Source organism: Microbacterium resistens NBRC 103078 (genome assembly GCF_001552355.1).
GTDB classification, from domain to species: domain Bacteria; phylum Actinomycetota; class Actinomycetes; order Actinomycetales; family Microbacteriaceae; genus Microbacterium; species Microbacterium resistens.
In genome coordinates, this window is the sequence record NZ_BCRA01000028.1 from 1 (window position 1) to 16,963 (window position 16,963).

At 71.1% G+C, this 16,963-nt stretch carries 15 protein-coding genes and 1 pseudogene; 12 read left to right on the plus strand and 4 right to left on the minus strand.

Annotation, left to right across the window (positions count from 1 at the left end; translation table 11 throughout):
• Window positions 1–98: 98 nt before the first annotated feature.
• On the minus strand, window positions 99–1,364 hold the full coding sequence (locus MR1_RS05955; RefSeq protein ID WP_169797654.1) for a heparan-alpha-glucosaminide N-acetyltransferase domain-containing protein: 1,266 nt from the start codon (window positions 1,362–1,364) through the stop codon (window positions 99–101).
• A gap of 49 nt (window positions 1,365–1,413) precedes the next feature.
• Between MR1_RS05955 and MR1_RS05960 the strand changes: the two genes are divergently transcribed.
• Window positions 1,414–3,378 (plus strand): M13 family metallopeptidase, encoded by a 1,965-nt coding sequence (locus MR1_RS05960; RefSeq protein ID WP_067243941.1) that lies wholly within the window; start codon window positions 1,414–1,416, stop codon window positions 3,376–3,378.
• Between the two features lie 149 nt (window positions 3,379–3,527).
• On the plus strand, window positions 3,528–4,445 hold the full coding sequence (locus MR1_RS05965) for a serine hydrolase (protein ID WP_255218106.1): 918 nt from the start codon (window positions 3,528–3,530) through the stop codon (window positions 4,443–4,445).
• Between the two features lie 6 nt (window positions 4,446–4,451).
• Here MR1_RS05965 and MR1_RS05970 read toward each other — a convergent pair whose 3' ends face one another.
• Window positions 4,452–5,921, minus strand: a complete 1,470-nt coding sequence (locus tag MR1_RS05970; RefSeq protein WP_084344406.1) for a peptide MFS transporter — start codon at window positions 5,919–5,921, stop codon at window positions 4,452–4,454.
• Between the two features lie 90 nt (window positions 5,922–6,011).
• Here MR1_RS05970 and MR1_RS20010 point away from each other — a divergent pair, with 90 nt between their 5' ends.
• The 3 genes from MR1_RS20010 to MR1_RS05985 all read left to right on the plus strand — a co-directional run bounded on the left by MR1_RS20010 (window position 6,012) and on the right by MR1_RS05985 (window position 7,504).
• Window positions 6,012–6,275, plus strand: a complete 264-nt coding sequence (locus MR1_RS20010) for a ribbon-helix-helix domain-containing protein (RefSeq protein WP_067243947.1) — start codon at window positions 6,012–6,014, stop codon at window positions 6,273–6,275.
• Window positions 6,272–6,691 (plus strand): type II toxin-antitoxin system VapC family toxin, encoded by a 420-nt coding sequence (locus tag MR1_RS20015; protein ID WP_067243949.1) that lies wholly within the window; start codon window positions 6,272–6,274, stop codon window positions 6,689–6,691. The genes MR1_RS20010 and MR1_RS20015 overlap by 4 nt, the downstream gene beginning before the upstream one ends.
• Window positions 6,692–6,814: 123 nt before the next feature.
• Window positions 6,815–7,504, plus strand: coding sequence for a GNAT family N-acetyltransferase (locus MR1_RS05985; RefSeq protein ID WP_067243952.1), 690 nt, complete (start codon window positions 6,815–6,817; stop codon window positions 7,502–7,504).
• A 30-nt stretch (window positions 7,505–7,534) separates the two neighbouring features.
• Here MR1_RS05985 and MR1_RS05990 read toward each other — a convergent pair whose 3' ends face one another.
• Window positions 7,535–7,948: a VOC family protein gene (locus tag MR1_RS05990; RefSeq protein WP_067243955.1), complete on the minus strand. Its 414-nt coding sequence runs from the start codon at window positions 7,946–7,948 to the stop codon at window positions 7,535–7,537.
• A gap of 62 nt (window positions 7,949–8,010) precedes the next feature.
• Here MR1_RS05990 and MR1_RS05995 point away from each other — a divergent pair, with 62 nt between their 5' ends.
• The 6 genes from MR1_RS05995 to MR1_RS06020 all read left to right on the plus strand — a co-directional run bounded on the left by MR1_RS05995 (window position 8,011) and on the right by MR1_RS06020 (window position 12,678).
• The gene (locus tag MR1_RS05995; RefSeq protein ID WP_067243958.1) at window positions 8,011–8,736 is read left to right on the plus strand and encodes a YdeI/OmpD-associated family protein; all 726 of its coding nucleotides are present in this window, start codon (window positions 8,011–8,013) and stop codon (window positions 8,734–8,736) included.
• A gap of 56 nt (window positions 8,737–8,792) precedes the next feature.
• Window positions 8,793–10,178 carry a glycine--tRNA ligase gene (locus tag MR1_RS06000; RefSeq protein WP_067243960.1) on the plus strand — a complete coding sequence of 462 codons (1,386 nt, stop codon included), beginning with the start codon at window positions 8,793–8,795 and terminating at the stop codon, window positions 10,176–10,178.
• 82 nt (window positions 10,179–10,260) lie between these two features.
• Window positions 10,261–11,076 (plus strand): serine hydrolase domain-containing protein, encoded by an 816-nt coding sequence (locus MR1_RS06005; RefSeq protein WP_157517914.1) that lies wholly within the window; start codon window positions 10,261–10,263, stop codon window positions 11,074–11,076.
• Window positions 11,077–11,080: 4 nt separating this feature from the next.
• Entirely contained in the window at window positions 11,081–11,728 is a 648-nt protein-coding gene (locus tag MR1_RS20380; protein WP_067243962.1) for a hypothetical protein, read from the plus strand.
• 330 nt (window positions 11,729–12,058) lie between these two features.
• On the plus strand, window positions 12,059–12,289 hold the full coding sequence (locus MR1_RS06015; RefSeq protein WP_157517915.1) for a FitA-like ribbon-helix-helix domain-containing protein: 231 nt from the start codon (window positions 12,059–12,061) through the stop codon (window positions 12,287–12,289).
• Window positions 12,286–12,678, plus strand: coding sequence for a type II toxin-antitoxin system VapC family toxin (locus MR1_RS06020; RefSeq protein ID WP_067243966.1), 393 nt, complete (start codon window positions 12,286–12,288; stop codon window positions 12,676–12,678). Before MR1_RS06015 ends, MR1_RS06020 begins: the two co-directional genes overlap by 4 nt.
• A gap of 128 nt (window positions 12,679–12,806) precedes the next feature.
• On the opposite strand, the pseudogene MR1_RS06025 reads toward MR1_RS06020, so the two are convergent.
• A pseudogene (locus MR1_RS06025) lies at window positions 12,807–15,820 on the minus strand (alpha-mannosidase).
• A gap of 105 nt (window positions 15,821–15,925) precedes the next feature.
• Here MR1_RS06025 and MR1_RS06030 point away from each other — a divergent pair.
• Window positions 15,926–16,948: a LacI family DNA-binding transcriptional regulator gene (locus MR1_RS06030; protein WP_067243968.1), complete on the plus strand. Its 1,023-nt coding sequence runs from the start codon at window positions 15,926–15,928 to the stop codon at window positions 16,946–16,948.
• Window positions 16,949–16,963: the final 15 nt, after the last annotated feature.

Below are 16,963 nucleotides of genomic sequence, written 5' to 3' on the forward strand. Positions count from 1 at the left end.
GGCGAGAGGCGCGACACGAAGCCCCGGCCGCCGAACCGGACGAGCCGCGTCCGCGCCGGCGGTGGTTCTCCGCGCGGCGCGCCCGCGACTGAGCGGGATCAGGCCCGCGGGGTCCGGGAGAACAGCCGCCCCGACCACGAGACGAACGTCTCCAACGGCCCGCGGCGGTCGAGCAACAGCAGGACGAGGCCGACCAGCACCGCGCCGGCGACGTGCAGCGCCCACATCCCCGAGCTGGACACGTACCACGCGACGCCCCACGGGGCCCCGTCGTCGGACTCCCGCACGAGCCCGGTCACCGCGGTCGCGAGGACGTGGAGCGTGTAGATCGTGAGCGGAGCGGCGCCCGCCCGCCGCACCGGTTCCACCAGCCGCGCGCCGATCCCGTGCAGCGCAGCCCCGGCCGCCAGGCACAGGGCGATCACCACCAGCGCGACGCCCGTGGTGATCGCGAGGTCGAACGGCGTCCCCGTGTGCGGCGCGGGAGAGGCGAGCCACCAGAGGCTCCCGGGCGGCGGCGTGCCGTACCCGGACGCGTAGAACGCGACCTTGACATCCCTGCCGAGCCAGGCGGGCTCCGCCTCCAGCGCCGCCAGGGCGCCGAACGGTCCCGCGAGCAGGGCGCTGAGCCCCCAGCCGCCGAGTGCGGCGACGGCGCCCACGACCGCCAGTCGCCGGGCCGCACGTGCCCGGGATCCTGCATCGGACGCCCGGAGGAGGACGCGGCCGACCAGCATCCCGACCATGGCGTAGACGATCCAGGTCAGCACCGGGTAGGCGCCGGTCAGCAGGACGTCCTGCAGGAGAGCGAGCGGATCCCGCAGGCTCGGCCAGGACGGCGTGCTCGCGCCCGCCGGGGGCCCGAAGAGCTGCGCGAGCGCCGCGCGCAGCAGGGCGGTGGCGACCGGCCCGATCAGGCCGAGGGTCGCGGCGCCGATCAGGAGCGCACGGTCCGACCAGCGCACCAGGAGCATCGCCACCCAGAACAGGACGCCGTAGAAGACCAGGATCACGAGCACGCCGGACGGCGCCAGGCCCAGCGTGAGGCCGATGATCACGAGGGCGAGGCCGCGCCCGAAGAGGTTGCGTCGGGCGGCGCCGACGCGTCCGGCGGCGAGATCGCGCCGCGAGGTCAGGGCGATCCCGGCGCCGGCGAGCACCGCGAACAGCCCCGCCGCCTTTCCCGACACCGCGGCGGCCGCGAGGGACTCCTCCCCGGACGGGGCCACGGTCCACACGTGCGCTGCCATCATCCCGGCCACGGCGACGAAGCGGGCCAGGTCCAGGCCGGCGATCCGCGCGGGCGACGCGGCCGGGGACGCGGGACCGACGGCGGCGGCCGACGCGGCGGGTGTGCGTGCCATGGGAACACGATAGGACGCGGTGTCGCCGCCCGCGCATAGGGTGGGATCCATGACCGACGTGCTGCCCTCCGGCCTCGCCACCGGCGAGTTCGATCCCGCGATCCGCCCCCAGGACGACCTCTACCGTCACGTGAACCACACGTTCCTCGAGAACACCGAGATCCCCGCCGACAAGGCGCGCTGGGGCTCGTTCCACCTGCTCGCGGAGCAGGCCGAGAAGGACGTCCGGGCGATCATCGAGGAGGCGCAGGACGCGGAGCCGGGAACCGAGGCGCGCAAGATCGGCGACCTGTTCGCGAGCTTCATGGACACGGAGCGGATCGCGGCCGCCGGCATCGAGCCGCTGCGCGAGCCGCTCGCGACCGTCGACGCGATCTCCTCGATCCCCGAGCTCCTCGCGGCCGCCGGCGAGTTCGACCGCCGCGGCGTCGCCGCGCTGATCGGCCTCTACGTCGAGCCCGATCCCGGGAACCCGGAGCGCTACGTGCCGTTCGTCGTTCAGGCGGGGCTGTCCCTCCCCGACGAGAGCTACTACCGTCTCGACACCTTCGCGGACACGCGTGCCGCGTACCGGGCGCACGTCGAGCGCCTGCTCGGGCTCGCCGGGATCGCCGATCCGGCCGGGGACGCGGAGCGCTCCTTCGCGCTGGAGCACGAGATCGCGGCCCACCACTGGGACAACGTGGCGAGCCGCGACGCCGTGAAGACGTACAACCTCCGCACCTGGGCCGAGTTCCAGGAGCTCGTCGGCGTCGACCTCGCCCCGTGGCGGGAGACGGTCGCGCCCGCCAACCCCGGGGCGTTCGACGAGGTCGTCGTCTACCAGCCGAGCTTCTTCGAAGGCCTGGGCTCGCTGCTGGTCCCGGGGCGTCTGGACGACTGGAAGGCGTGGCTGCGCGCGAAGGTCGTGCACGGCCTGGCCGGGTTCCTCACGGACGAGATCGTCGCCGAGAACTTCTCCTTCTACGGCACCGAGCTCACCGGCGTCCCCACCATCCGCGAGCGCTGGAAGCGGGGCGTCTCCCTCGTGGAGGGCTCGCTCGGCGACGCGGTCGGCAAGGTGTACGTGGAGCGCCACTTCCCCCCGGCCGCCAAGGAGGCGATGGACGAGCTCATCGCGAACCTCATCGAGGCCTATCGGCAGAGCATCTCCGAGCTGGAGTGGATGAGCCCGGAGACCCGCGAGCGGGCGCTCGCCAAGCTCGCGACCTTCACCCCGAAGATCGGCCACCCCCAGACCTGGCGCGACTACACCGCCGTCGAGATCTCGGCGGACGACCTCGTGGGCAACGCCGGACGCGCCGCCGCGTTCGAGCACGACCGCACCGTGGGCAAGGTCGGCAAGCCCATCGACCGCGACGAGTGGTTCATGCCGCCGCAGATGGTCAACGCGTACTACAACCCGCTGATGAACGAGATCGTGTTCCCCGCGGCGATCCTGCAGTACCCGTTCTTCGACGCCGCCCGCGACAGCGCCGCCAACTACGGCGGCATCGGCGCGGTCATCGGGCACGAGATCGGGCACGGATTCGACGACCAGGGCAGCCGTTACGACGGCGACGGCCGGCTCCAGGACTGGTGGACGGACGCCGACCGCGCCGCGTTCGAGGAGCGCACCGGGTCGCTCATCGCCCAGTACGACGCCCTCGTGCCGGAGGGGTTGAGCGGCGACCACCACGTCAACGGCGCCCTGACGATCGGCGAGAACATCGGGGACCTCGGCGGTCTCGGCATCGCGCTGAAGGCCTACGAGCTCTCCCTCCGGGGCGAGGCCGCGCCGGAGATCGACGGTCTCACGGGCGTCCAGCGCCTGTTCCTGTCGTGGGCGCAGACCTGGCAGCAGAAGAGCCGCGAGGCGGAGACCATTCGCCTGCTCACCGTCGATCCCCACTCGCCGAACGAGTTCCGCTGCAACCAGATCGTTCGCAACATCGACGCCTTCTACGAGGCGTTCGGCGTCGCGGAAGGCGACCGGCTGTGGCTCGATCCGGCACAGCGCGTCACCATCTGGTGACGCCGATGCGGTCGCCGACGAACCCTGTCGGCGGCCGCATGCGCGGGTTACGATAGCCCTGGCGCGGGGGGACGTGGGACGTGCGGGCAGCCGTGCGACCGATGTCCTCGTGCGCCGACCTCCCCCTCTCCTTCTCGGAAGGAATCCGCGTGGGCACCTCCCCCAAGCCTTCGCCGTCCACGGCCCTGCGCCGATCGCAGCGGTCGTCCCGACGACTTCCGCGTCGCGCCGCGATCGGCCGCCGCTCCTTCGACGCGACCCTTCGTGCCCTGGAAGGGCTGGTCGAGTCCGGGGCGCAGGTCGCCGTGCACGTCGTCGACCTGGACCACGGCGAACGCGTGCTCGCCGGCGACGACCACGTGACGCTGCCGATCGGGGGCCTCGGGGTCGTGCCGCTGCTCGTGGAGACCGCGGCCGCCTTCGAGACCGGCCGCATCGACCCGCTGGAAGTCGTGGAGCGGGCGGAGCTCGAGCAGGTCGCGATCGGCGGGGTGTGGCAGCATCTGCGGGCACCGGCGCTCCCGCTCACGGATCTCGCGACTCTCGCGGCGGCGGTGGGGGATCCGATCGCCGTCAACGCCCTGCTCGACCACGTGGGCCTGGACCGGGTCCGGGCGCGGATCGAGGAGCTTGGACTGGAGCGCCTGGCGCTGCTCGACCGCACGCGAGACCGGCGGGGGCCCGATGACGCTCCGCACCTCGCCGTCGGCACCGCGGGGGAGCTGGCGCGCCTGTTCGCCGACCTGGTGAACTCGCGGGTCGTCGATGCGGCGGTCAGCGCGCAGGTGTCCGAGTGGCTGAGCCTGAACCACGATCTGAGCCTCGTGGCCGCCGCGACCGGTCTGGACCCGTTCGCGCACGAGAACGACTCGCACGGGATCCTGTTCGTCAACAAGACCGGTCGGGAGGACGGGGTCCGCGTCGAGGCCGGGGTGCTCGCAGGGCCGCGCGCGGGAGTCGCCTACGCGCTGATCGTGTGCTTCGACGACCTGTCGATCATGCACCGCCTCCGCGCCCACGACGCCTTCCGGATCCTGGGCGTGGAGCTCATGGAGTACGCGTTCTGACCGGACTCAGCGCACGCCCTTCATCAGGGCGAGCACCGGCTTGGCGCTGATCCACAGCCCGAGGCCCACGACGATCGCGATGCCGCCGAGGATCGAGAAGTACGGCACCTCGTTCGTCGGGTCGTAGAACTGCACGAGCCAGCCCGAGATCGCGGTGCCGAGCGCCACGGACAGGAAGAACAGCGCGACCATCTGCGTGTGGAAGGCGGCCGGGGCGAGCTTCGTGGCGGCGGACAGGCCGATGGGCGACAGGAGCAGTTCGGCGATCGTGAAGACGAGCAGGATGCCCACGATCGCGAGCAGCGGCGTGGAGTTGTCCGCGCCGCCCGCGAACGGCAGGAACAGCAGGAACGCCGCGCCCATGATGATCGCTCCGAGGGCGAACTTGACCGGGGTCGTCGGCTGGCGGGCGCCGAGCTTCGTCCACAGGGCCGCGAAGACGCCGGAGAGCACGATGATGAAGACCGGGTTGATCGACTGCACCCACGACACCGGCATCTCCCAGCCGAACAGGTCACGGTTCAGGCGGGCGTCGGAGTAGACGGTGAGGACCGTGAACTGCTGCTGGTACAGCGACCAGAACGCCACGCTGGTGATGAACAGCGGCAGGAACGCCCAGACCCGCGAGCGTTCGGTCGCGTCGATGCGACGGCTCCCGAGGATCACGGCGAAGTAGGCCACCGTCGCCGCGAGCGTGCCGATGATCACGATGGTGGACAGGTTGTCGGCGCGGATGACCCCCGCGAGCACGAGGGCGACCACGAGGAGGACCGCGGCCGCCGCGATGATCCCGACGAGCGGGTAGCGACGGGCGGGAAGCGGGTTGGCGACCCGGCGCGCGGCCTCGGGGAGCGCGCGCCGGCCGAACGAGTACTGGAGGAGACCTGCGGCCATGCCCACGGCCGCGATGCCGAAGCCGAAGTGGAAGCCGAGCGTGGACTGCATGAGGCCGGTGAGGATGGGGCCGAGGAATCCGCCCAGGTTGATCCCGAGGTAGAAGAGGGAGAAGCCGGCGTCGCGGCGGGTGTCCTTCTCCGAGTACAGCGTGCCCACGACGGCGGTCGCGTTCGCCTTGAGCCCGCCGGAGCCGATGGCGACCAGCACGAGGCCGACGCCGACGCCGACCACGCCGGGGAGGAAGGCCAGGGCGAGGTGTCCGGCCATGATGACGATCGCACTGAGGAACAGCGTCCGCTCGGATCCGAGAAGGCGGTCCGCGACCCACGCGCCGAGGATCGTGGACAGGTACACGGATCCGCCGTAGGCACCGACGATCCCGCCGGCGATGCCCTGCGGGATGCCGAGACCGCCGTCGGTGACCGAGTAGTACAGGTAGATCAGCAGGATGCCCTGCATGCCGTAGAAGCTGAAGCGCTCCCACATCTCCACGCCGAACACGTGCGCGAGCGCCCACGGCTGTCCGAAGAACCGGGTGTCGCGATCGCCGGATTCACGGGTCTTCTGCGGGGTGCTCATCATTCCAGAATATGTTGCGCGCGGATCCGGGATCGGGCGAGCCGGGCCGCGAAGTGGTACCACTCGATGCCCTGAGTGGTACCATCACGTATGGCTATGAACCTGAGGTTGGGTGCCGAAGCCGCAGCGGCCCTCAAGACCGAATCGGCTCGGACCGGCATCAGTCAGCAGGAGATCGTCCGCCGGGCGGTCGCGGAGCATCTCGGGTTCGGTGGGGGCACGCGTCGGCCCTTCTATCCGGACTGGGCGCATCCGCCGGCGGTGCCCTTTCGCGATGTGCGGGCGTCCCTGTCATTGCCGGACGGGGTCACGATCCAGAGCGTCCTCGACGATCTGCGCGAGGAGCGTGCGTGAGGATCCTCTACATCGACACGAGCGCGCTGATAAAGCGCGTCGTCGCCGAGGACGAATCCGACTCCCTGGCGGATGCGCTTCGCCTCGCCGTCGATGACGCCGCGACGCTCATGACCTCCCGACTGGCGGAGGTCGAGGTCTCGCGCGCATTGCGATCTCGATTCGACGGGGACGCCGCAGACCACGCGGTGCCGGACGCGCTGAGCGGAGTCGGCGTTGCGCCGATCACGGATGTGGTGCTCGCCTTCGCGCGAACCCTCGAACCGCCGGTGGTGCGAACACGTGATGCGATTCACCTCGCCACCGCCATCGCGCTCGGCGCCCATGAGGTCTGGACCTATGACGACAGGTTCGCGGAGGGAGCCCGACGGGCGGGCATCGCGGTGCAGATGCACGGTCGGCGTCGGCACGAATGACGAGGTGCCCTCGCCGGTGATCCGCGGCACCGCCCCGGTATCGAAGGAGGGGGTGACCGACCGCGACTCCGACGCGCAGGGCGCGCGTTTCGTCCTGGGGGCGGGGAGGGGCAGACTGGGGGCGTGCGAACCGTGCGTGATCTTGACACCGTCGAACTGATCCTGGATGCGCAGGGCCTGCTGGACTCGATCCGCGGACCCGAGCGCGTCATCGACGCCGGCACCCTGCGGGCGCTGCAGCAGTCGGGCAACTACGTCGTGGGGCTGTTCGACAGCGACGGCGGCGAGGAGCGCATGGTTGGCGCGTCGATCGCGTTCTTCGGGGAGCCCGGGCGGCGCACGATGCACTCGCACATCACCGCCCTGCTGCCGGAGTATCGGGGACGCGGCTGGGGTCGCGAGCTCAAGGAGCACCAGCGCCAGTGGGCCTTCTCCCGCGAGGTCGGGCGGATCACGTGGACCTTCGATCCGCTCGTCGCCCGCAACGCGCACTTCTTCCTCACCGTGCTGGGGGCGCGCGTGACCGGCTACTCGGTCAACCGTTACGGGATCTTCGGCGGCGGGGACGCGGGGGACGAGAGCGACCGCCTGGACGTGGAATGGGCGCTCGCCGACATCGCCAAGCCCCCGGCCGAGGACACCGTCGTCGAGACCGTGGAGATCCCGGCGGACATCGAGGCGATGCGCACGTCCGATCCGGAGGCCGCGCACGAGTGGCGGATGCGTTTGCGCACCCGGATGGAGGAGACCCTCGGCCGTGGTCTGCGGATCGTGGGCTTCGACGTCGAGCGGGGCTACCTGTTCGCGCAGTGACAGCGGGCGACCTCGCCCTGCCCCGCCGCGTCACGGACGGGGAAGCACGAACGCGCCGGTCTCCCCGGGGTTGACCGCGACCTCCCAACGGAAGCCGTCGGGGTCGGCGAAGTATCCGGAGTACCCGCCCCACTCACGACGCACGGCGGGACGGACGTCAGCGCCGAGCGCCGCCGCCTCGGCGAGCACGGCGTCCGCCTCGGCCTCGCTCGCGACGTTGTGCGCCAGGGTGACCGGAGCCAGCCCGGGAGCCGGGGCCTCCCCGATCTCCTCCGCGAACCCCGCGACCGACCACAGCGAGAGGATCACGCGGTCCGCGACCGGGAGCATGAGGACGTCGTCCGCCTCGAAGATCGGCCGCCACTCCAGACCCTCGACGTAGAAGGCGCGACTGCGGGCGACATCGGCGACAGCCAGGGTCAGGAAGCTCACTCGTTGTTCCATGCCGCGATCCTGCCACCGGCATCGGACACCGCGATGTCGGGGGCTCGTGGCATCCTGGCGGGATGAACGACAGCGACGCCCGCCCGGTGCCTGCGGGGCGGCCGGGCGGCAGCGCCGACCGGCCGGCGGTCTTCTTCGCCGATGCCGCCGAGTTCCGGGCGTGGCTGGAGCAGAACCACGACACGGCCGGCGAGCTGTGGATGGAGCTGCGCAAGGCCCACGTCCCCGAGGCGGAACGCGGCCTCTCCTGGGCCGACGCCGTCCTCGAGGCGCTGTGCTTCGGGTGGATCGACTCGGTCTCCCAGCGTGTGGACGACGACCGCCGCCGGCAGCGGTGGTCGCCGCGGCGCCCGGGGAGCACGTGGTCCGAGGTCAACGTCGCCCACGTCGAGCGGCTGCGCGCCGAGGGCCGGATGACGCCGGCGGGCCTCGCCGCGTTCGAGGCGCGACGGGCGGATCGCACCGGCACGTACTCGCACGAGAACGCCGAGGCCGAGCTGGAGCCGGAGGTGCAGCGGATCATCGACGCGTCCCCGGCGACGGTCGCCTTCCTCGCCGCGTCCACCCCCGGGTACCGCAAGGTCGTGCGTCACTGGATCGCGACCGCGAAGCAGCCCGCGACCCGCGTGCGCCGAGCGGAGCAGCTCGTCGCCGACAGCTCCGCGGGGCTGCTCATCCCGCTGGCTCGCCCGGGAACGACGCCCGCCTGGCTGCAGCGCGCCGCAGCCGCCGCCCGCGCGGCGCAGGCGGCCGGGGAAGCGCCGGAGGGGGAGGCGCCCCGCGGATAGGATTGGCATCACCGGCATCGCCGGACGATCCTCCGCTCACGACCATTGGAGCCGCCATGGCCGAACAGTCCCGCCTCGACAAGGTCATCAGCCTCGCCCGCCACCGTGGGTTCGTCTTCCAAGCGGGGGAGATCTACGGAGGATCCCGGAGCGCGTGGGACTACGGCCCCCTCGGCACGGAGCTGAAGGAGAACATCCGGCGCCAGTGGTGGCAGACGTTCGTCCGCGGCCGCGGCGACATGGTGGGCCTGGACTCCAGCATCATCCTCCCGAAGCGCGTGTGGGAGGCCTCCGGACACGTCGAGACGTTCACCGACCCGCTCGTGGAGTGCCTCCACTGCCACAAGCGCTTCCGCGCGGACAACCTCGTCGAGGACTTCGAGGCCCGTAAGGGCCGCACCGCCGAGGGCGGACTGGCCGAGGTGCCGTGCCCGAACTGCGGGACCAAGGGGCAGTACACCGAGCCCAAGGCGTTCTCCGGCCTCGTCAAGACCTACCTCGGCGTCGTGGACGACGAGTCCGGCATGTACTACCTGCGCCCGGAGACCGCGCAGGGCATCTTCGTGAACTTCGCCAACGTGCTGACCGCCAGCCGCAAGAAGCCGCCGTTCGGCATCGGGCAGGTCGGCAAGGCGTTCCGCAACGAGATCACCCCCGGCAACTTCATCTTCCGCACGCGCGAGTTCGAGCAGATGGAGATCGAGTACTTCACCCCTCCGGCCGAGGCGCAGGAGTGGTTCGAGCACTGGGTGGAGAAGTGCTGGGACTGGTTCGTCGACCTCGGCGTGGATCCCGACAACATGCGCCGCTATGACGTCCCGGAGGAGGACAGGGCGCACTACTCGGCCGGCACGATCGACGTCGAGTACCGCTTCGGGTTCCCGGGCAAGGAGTGGGGCGAGCTCATGGGCGTCGCCAACCGGACCGACTACGACCTCAACCGTCACTCCGAGGTGTCCGGCCAGAGCCTGACGTACTTCGACCAGGCCTCCGGCGAGCGGTACACCCCGTACGTGATCGAGCCGTCCTTCGGCCTCACCCGCGCGATGATGGCGTTCCTCGTGGACGCCTACCGCGAGGAGGAGGTTCCGAACGCGAAGGGCGGGACGGACGTGCGGACGGTGCTGAAGCTCGACCCGCGGCTGGCGCCCATCAAGGTCGCCGTTCTTCCGCTGTCGCGCAACGAGAAGCTCTCGCCGCTGGCGCGCGAGGTCGCCGACGACCTGCGGGGGCACTGGGTGATCGACTTCGACGACGCCGGGGCGATCGGCCGTCGCTACCGTCGCCAGGACGAGATCGGGACGCCGTACTGCGTCACCATCGACTTCGACTCGCTGGAGGACCGCGCGGTCACCGTGCGCGACCGCGACACGATGGCGCAGGAGCGCGTGGCGCTGGACCAGCTCGACGCGTACCTCGCGGAGCGCCTGCGCGGCGCCTGATCCCTTCCGCGGAGCCCCGGTTCAGACGTCTGGACCGGGGCTCCGCGATGACCGCCGCGCCGCCGCATGGGACGATGGCTGCGTGGAGACGACGACCTTCGCCGCGACCGACGGCTTCCCGCACCCGGCCCTGATCGGTGTCACGGACGCCGACCGAACCCTCGCGATCCAGGGCGACCCGCACCAGGTGCTTCCGCTGGCCTCGGTGACCAAGCCGCTCACGGCCTGGGGAGCGCTCGTGGCGATCGACCACGGTCTCCTGGACTTCGACGACCCGGCCGGGCCCGAGGGATCGACGGTGCTCCATCTGCTCGATCACACCAGCGGCCTGCCGTTCGAGGGAGACGATCCGCAGCGCGCACCGGGGGAGCGCCGCATCTACTCCAACGTGGGATTCGACCTCCTGGCGGACGTCGTCGCCGAGGCCGCGGGCATGCCCTTCGCCGAGTGGATGGCCCGCGAGGTGGTCGCGCCGCTCGGGATGACGGAGACGGACGTGACCGGTCGCCCCTCCGCCGGGGCGCGTTCCTCCATCACGGATCTGCTCGTCTTCGGCCGCGAGGTGCTGCGCCCCACGCTCATCCCGGCCGAGCTCCGCGACTTGGCGCTGCGGGTGTCGCGCGAGGGGCTGCCCGGGCTCGTGCCCGGATACGGCTCGTATCCGGACAACCAGTGGGGTCTCGGGTTCGAGCGCAAGGGTGTGAAGTCCCCGCACTGGCTGGCCGACTCCTTCCCGCCGGAGACCGCCGGCCACTTCGGCGCGCAGGGGAGCTTCCTCTTCGTCGACCGGTCCCGGGACCTGGCCGCCGCGTTCCTGTCCGGCGTGCCGTTCGGAGAGGACCACAAGCGGATCTGGCCCGCCCTCACCGAGGAGATCGCCGCCCGCTACGGCGGGTGATGTCGTGGGCGACGACGACGGACGAGGGACGGTGACGAACGAGGATCCGGACGCCCGTTCCCGGCGCCGCACCTGGGTGGCCGGCGGCCTGCTTCTCGTCCTGTCCGCGGTCGTGGCCCTGGTCGCGCGCGGTCCTCTCGCCGGGATCCACCTCGCGAAGGACGCGCTGTGGGCGCTCGGAGTCCTGGTCCTGGTCATCGGCCTGGGTCGGGCGGGAAGCCTCACGGCGCGCCGGCCGGTCGCAACCCTCCTGGTGATCCTTCAGGTCGTGCTCGCGAGCCCCTGGGCGGCTCGCTTCGTCTCCGGGTTCGTTCTCGACGATCCCGCCAACCCGCACGCCGAGGAATCCTCGTGGAAGAGCATCGTCTTCCCGTATCAGGTGGTGCTGGCCGTGCTGACGGTCGTCGTGGTCCTGTTGATCGGCATCATCCGGGCGTGGCCACGCTTCTGGAGTTGGGCACCGGCCGGTGGTCTGGTCGTCTGGGTCGTCGTTCTCGCCGCCGGATTCCTGTCTCCGGTGACGGACTCCGGGCTGCTCGGGTTCGCCCTCGTCTTCCTCCCGCCGGTTTTGACGGCGCTGCTCGGGGGGATCGCGATCGTGCTCGGGCTGCGTGCCGCTCCCGCGTCGCGCCCGCGTGTTCTCGACGCCTGACACGTCGGACGCATCCCACCCCGCGCCGAAACCCCCTCTGCGCGCCGAAACCCCTCCTGAAACGCGCGATTCCGAGGGGGTCTCGGCGGCCAGGAGGGGTTTCGACGGAAGTGCGACGGGAACCGGAGAGCCGGGACGGGTCCGGGGCGGCAATTTCTCCTGCACAACGACGCAACGGCGGGGCTTGTCCACGGTCTCCGTGACATCGCCATCATCGTGAGGGCGGGACGCGTACTTTGCCTGAGAAGGAGACGGTCATGATCGCCTGCGGACGGCGCCCGCGGTCCTCCGGCCTATCCCGAAGGGAGGGCATGCATGCATACTGTAAGCATGCCGAACGTACTGATCAGGAACCTCGACTCGGCGGTGCACTCCGTGCTGTTGGCACGGGCCGAGGCGCGTGGACAATCGCTGCAGCAGTACTTGACGGCGGAGCTGACCGAGATGGCGGCGACGCCGACAATGGCCGAACTGCTCGCAGAGTTCTCTCAGCGCCCGCCGCAGCACGTTCCGCGCGAGGCGATCATCAAGGCGATTCACGATGGCAGACACGGTCGATGATCGTCATCGATTCGTCGGTCGTCGTCGAGTTGATCACTGAACTGGGCTCCACTCCCGCGTTGCACGCTCGCCTGCTCGGGGAACGCCTGATCGCACCCGATCTGCTGCCTCTTGAGGTCGCATCGGCATTGCGCGGCCTGAATCTGGGCGGCCACCTCACCGATCATGCAGTGGGCATCGCCGCCGCCGATTTTGCTCGTCTGCCGATCGGACTGCACCCTTCCCTCCCGCTTGTTCCGCGTGTCCTCGCCCTCCGGCAGAACTTCTCCGCCTATGACGCGAGCTACATCGCGCTCGCGGAGACGTTCCGATGTCCGCTGCTGACACTCGACGGGCGACTGGCAAACGCGGCTCGCGAACATTCCGTCATCGAGATCGCGGCGGAGTAACGCGCCACCTCGCGCCGAAACCCCCTCTGCGTGCCGAAACCCCTCCTGAAACGCGCGATTCCGAGGGGGTCTCGGCGGCCAGGAGGGGTTTCGACGGAAGTGCGACGGGAACCAGGGACGGTGAGCCGTCAGGAGCGGGAGATGCGGAGCGTCCTGACCTCGAACGGGCGAAGGTTCAGCGCGCCGCCGGTGCGGGGCTCGTCGAGCTCGTCCTCGATCAGGGTCACCTCGCGGATCCCGTCGTGGGGGAAGCCGACCTCGACCTCGCCGGTCGTGCGTCGTCCGAGCGACTCGTACACGCGGACGATCACGTCCCCGGAGCGGTCGTCCGCGAGCTTGACGCTCGAGACGACGATCCCCGGGCCGGTCACCCGGACGAGGGGCTCGACCTCGTCCGCTCCGCGCACCTCGGTGGGCAGCGCGTTCATCCGGATGCCCTCGGCGGTGGCGATCGCCGCGTCGGCGCCGACGACCAGGCCGACCTCGATCTCGTGGGACCCGTGGTCGGTCTCGGGATCGGGGAAACGCGGGGCGCGCAGCAGCGACAGGCGGACCGTCGTGGTGACGTCGTCGCCCTCGACCTCGCGGCTCGTGTCGTAGCCGTAGATCGAGTCGTTCACGAGCGCGACGCCGAAGTCCTCCTCCTGCGCCAGCACGAAGCGGTGCATGGACGTCTCGAACTTCGCCGCCTCCCAGCTCGTGTTCACATGCGTGGCCCGGCGCTGGAACCCGAACTGCGTCTCCGCCAGCGTCTCGCGCGCGAACACGTCCAGCGGGAACGCGAGCTTCAGGAGCTTCTCGGTCTCGTGCCAATCGATGTCGTTGCGCAGCAGGACGGTCCGCGATCCCGGCTGCAGCACGATCGTCTGGGTCAGCCGCGACTCCGAGAACGCCCGCTCCACGACCACCACGGCGGCGCCGCCCTCCACCGAGGCAGAGATCGAGGACACCCCGGTGAGGTCCTCGACGCGGTTGCGGTAGTACCGGTCGATGTCCCACGCGTCCCACATGTTCGGGAAGTCCTGGTGGAGCTGGAACAGGTTCGCTGGCCGGCCCGCGGGGATCGCGTCGCGCCCGCTCGCGCGGTCCACCGCGGAGGTGATGAGCCCCTCGGCGGACACGAGGATCGACACCAGCTCGTTCTCCAGGCGGAAGCCGCCGTCCTCCTCGGTCAGCGTGGCCGCCGCATCCGACGCATCGACGGCGGCGGCGCCGAGCGCCACGGCTCCGGCGCCGAGACCGACCGAGGTCGGCGTGAAGCGAATGCGCCGATCGCCCTCGCCAGCGAGAGCACGCCGTGCGGCGTCGGAGATCCCGCGGGCATCGTCCAGCACGCCGCCGAGCACCTCGACGGCCTCGCGGTGCACCCAGGCGATGGAGGTGCCGGGGAGGATGTCGTGGAACTCGTGCAGCAGGACCAGCTGCCACAGCCGGTCCAGCTCGTCGTGGGGATAGGGCGTCCCGCGGCGCACGGCGGCGGTCGCCGCCCACAGCTCCGCCTCGATCAGCGCCTGCTCCGCCCAGCGGTGCAGGGCCTTCGTCGCGTGCTGGCTGGTGAGGGTGCCGCGATGCAGCTCCAGGTACAGCTCCCCGACCCAGACGGCGGGATCCGGCAGCTCGGCCTTGGCGTCGTCGAAGAAGTCGTCCGGGTGCTTCCACTCCACCCGCGCGGCGCCCTCCAGGGACGCCATGCGCGCGGCCTTGCCGGTCATCTCGCGGGTCGTGCCCCCGCCGCCGTCGCCCCAGCCGACCGGGGCGATCGACATGGTCGCGACGCGGTTCTCCTTGAACTGGCGCGACGCCTTGGCGACCTCCATCCCGCTCAGCTGCGAGTTGTAGGTGTCCATCGGCGGGAAGTGCGTGAAGATGCGGGACCCGTCGATTCCCTCCCAGTCGAACGTGTGGTGCGGGAAGACGTTGCGCTGGTTCCAGGAGATCTTCTGCGTGAAGAACCACTCGAAGCCGGCCCGGCGCATGAGCTGCGGGAGGGCGGGGAGTAGCCGAAGCTGTCCGGGAGCCAGACGCCGCGCGAGCGGATTCCGAACTCGCGCTCGAAGAAGCGCTGCCCGTGGGAGAACTGGCGCACGAGCGACTCGCCCGTGGGCATCACGGTGTCCGACTCCACCCACATGCCGCCCAGCGGCAGGAAGCGTCCCTCGGCCACGGCGTCCTTGATTCGGGCGAAGACCTCGGGCCGGTGCTCCTTGACCCAGGCGTACTGCTGCGCGCTGGACATCCCGTAGCGGAACTCCGGCTCCTCCTCCAGGAGCGTCGTCATGGAGGAGGTGGTGCGGGCGACCTTGCGGATGGTCTCGCGAACGGGCCACAGCCACGCCGAGTCGATGTGCGCGTGCCCGACGGCGGCGATCCGGTGCGCGCTGGCGTCGGCCGGCGACTCCAGCGCCGGGGCCAACCGCGCGCGGGCGTCCGCGGCGGTGTCGGTGATCCGCTGCAGGTCGAGGACGTCCAGGGCGTCGTCGAGGGCCTGGAGGATCCGCATGCGCCGCGGCGAGGTCTCCGGAAGCTCCGCCTGCAGCTCCAGCAGGACCTCCACGTCGAGCGCGAGCTCGAACACCTCGGACTCGAAGATGGCGAGATCCATGTGGCGGATCCGGTACAGCGGCTCGGGCGAGGAGGTGCGGATGTCGCCCTCCTGGGTGGGGAGGAAGGGGTGGTAGTCGAGGAGCACGGGGTTCGACGCCCCCTCCAGGAACAGCTCGACCGACTCGCCGCCCTCCGCGGCGGGGACCACGGGCACCCACTGGTTGCGGGGGTTGAGGCTCTTGACCGGCACCGGCTCGCCGTCCGCGCCTCGGCGGTACACGAGCGCCTCGCACTGGAAGCCGGTCATGTTCACGTCGAAGCCGAGGTCGATCACGGCCTCGACCCGCCGACCGGCCCATTCGGCGGGGACCTCGCCGCGGACGCGGAACCAGGTGGTGCCCCACGCGGGTCCCCACTGCTGTCCCGCCGCGAACGGCTCGTAGTCCAGCCCGAGGCCGTCGGCCGGCGCGATCGGCTCGCCGGGGAGGGCATGGGCGGAGATCTCGAGCGGCACCCGCGCGGAGTGGATCGCCGGGCGGATGCGCTCCGTCAGGACGCGGTTCGCGCGGCCGACGGTCAGCGAGGTCTCTTCGTGCATGGAGGCGCTCCTTCGCGGTGCCAGAATGTGGGGAACGTCCGGACATCGTATTCCGTCCGGCCGGGAGTTCCGAGAGGAACTAAAACGATCTAGTACGGTGAGTCTATGTCACGGGCGAAGCGCGTCACCATCGCGGACATCGCGCGCCTGGCGGGAGTGTCCCCCGGCGCGGTGTCCTTCGCGCTCAACGGGCGCCCGGGTGTGAGCGAGCAGACGCGCCAACGGATCCTCGACATCGCCGAGGCGCACCAGTGGCAGCCCAGCTCCGCGGCGCGGGCCCTCGTCGGCTCGCGCGCCGGGGTCGTCGGGTTCGCGGTCAACCGCCCGGCCCGCACGCTCGGCACGGAGGCGTTCTTCACCGACCTCATCGCCGGCGTCCAGTCGGCGCTGGGCGCGCGGCGGATGTCGATGCAGATGGTCCTCGTGTCCTCGATCGAGGAGGAGATGGCGACCTACCGGCGCTGGCGCAGCGCGAACCAGGTCGACGGGGTCATCGTGATCGACCCGCACGACGACGATCCGCGACTGACGTTGCTGACGGAGCTCCCGCTCCCCGCGGTCGTGATCGGATCCCGTCCGTCGGCGGCGGACGAGCCCGCGGCCATCTGGCTCGACGACCGCCGCGCCGCGCACAGCCTGTTCGACTACCTCGCCGCGCTCGGGCACTCCCGCATCGCGTACGTGTCGGGCCCGGGGGAGTTCCAGCACACGCGGATGCGCGCCGAGGTGCTCGGCGAGCTGTCCGCGCGCGGGGTGGCCGGCGAGACGCTGGTGACGGACTTCTCGCCGGCGGCGGCCACCTCGGCGACCCGGGCGCTGCTGAGCCGCGCCGAGCGGCCGACCGCGATCGTGTACGACAACGACGTGATGGCGATCGCCGGCCTTCGCGTCGCGCAGGAGATGGACGTCGCGGTGCCGAGCGTCCTGTCCCTGGCGTCCTTCGACGACTCGGTGGTGACGGGGCTCGTGCACCCGTCGATCACCTGCCTGACCCGCGACACCTTCGCGCTCGGGGAGGGCGCGGCGGAGTTCCTGCTGGAGCAGATCGAGACGCCTGAGGTCCTTCCCGCCCGCTCGGGCCCGCTTCCGGAGCTCACGATCCGCGAGAGCACCGCCGCCCCCCGCTGATCCCGGTCCGCCCCT

Bases quoted from the DNA above. Each gene is read 5' to 3' on its own strand.
- MR1_RS05990 (WP_067243955.1), bottom strand. From the start codon at position 7,948: ATGGAACAACGAGTGAGCTTCCTGACCCTGGCTGTCGCCGATGTCGCC.
- MR1_RS05995 (WP_067243958.1), top strand. From the start codon at position 8,011: ATGAACGACAGCGACGCCCGCCCGGTGCCTGCGGGGCGGCCGGGCGGC.
- MR1_RS05960 (WP_067243941.1), top strand. From the start codon at position 1,414: ATGACCGACGTGCTGCCCTCCGGCCTCGCCACCGGCGAGTTCGATCCC.
- MR1_RS05955 (WP_169797654.1), bottom strand. From the start codon at position 1,364: ATGGCACGCACACCCGCCGCGTCGGCCGCCGCCGTCGGTCCCGCGTCC.
- MR1_RS06020 (WP_067243966.1), top strand. From the start codon at position 12,286: ATGATCGTCATCGATTCGTCGGTCGTCGTCGAGTTGATCACTGAACTG.
- MR1_RS06030 (WP_067243968.1), top strand. From the start codon at position 15,926: ATGTCACGGGCGAAGCGCGTCACCATCGCGGACATCGCGCGCCTGGCG.
- MR1_RS20010 (WP_067243947.1), top strand. From the start codon at position 6,012: ATGGCTATGAACCTGAGGTTGGGTGCCGAAGCCGCAGCGGCCCTCAAG.
- MR1_RS06015 (WP_157517915.1), top strand. From the start codon at position 12,059: ATGCCGAACGTACTGATCAGGAACCTCGACTCGGCGGTGCACTCCGTG.
- MR1_RS06000 (WP_067243960.1), top strand. From the start codon at position 8,793: ATGGCCGAACAGTCCCGCCTCGACAAGGTCATCAGCCTCGCCCGCCAC.
- MR1_RS05970 (WP_084344406.1), bottom strand. From the start codon at position 5,921: ATGAGCACCCCGCAGAAGACCCGTGAATCCGGCGATCGCGACACCCGG.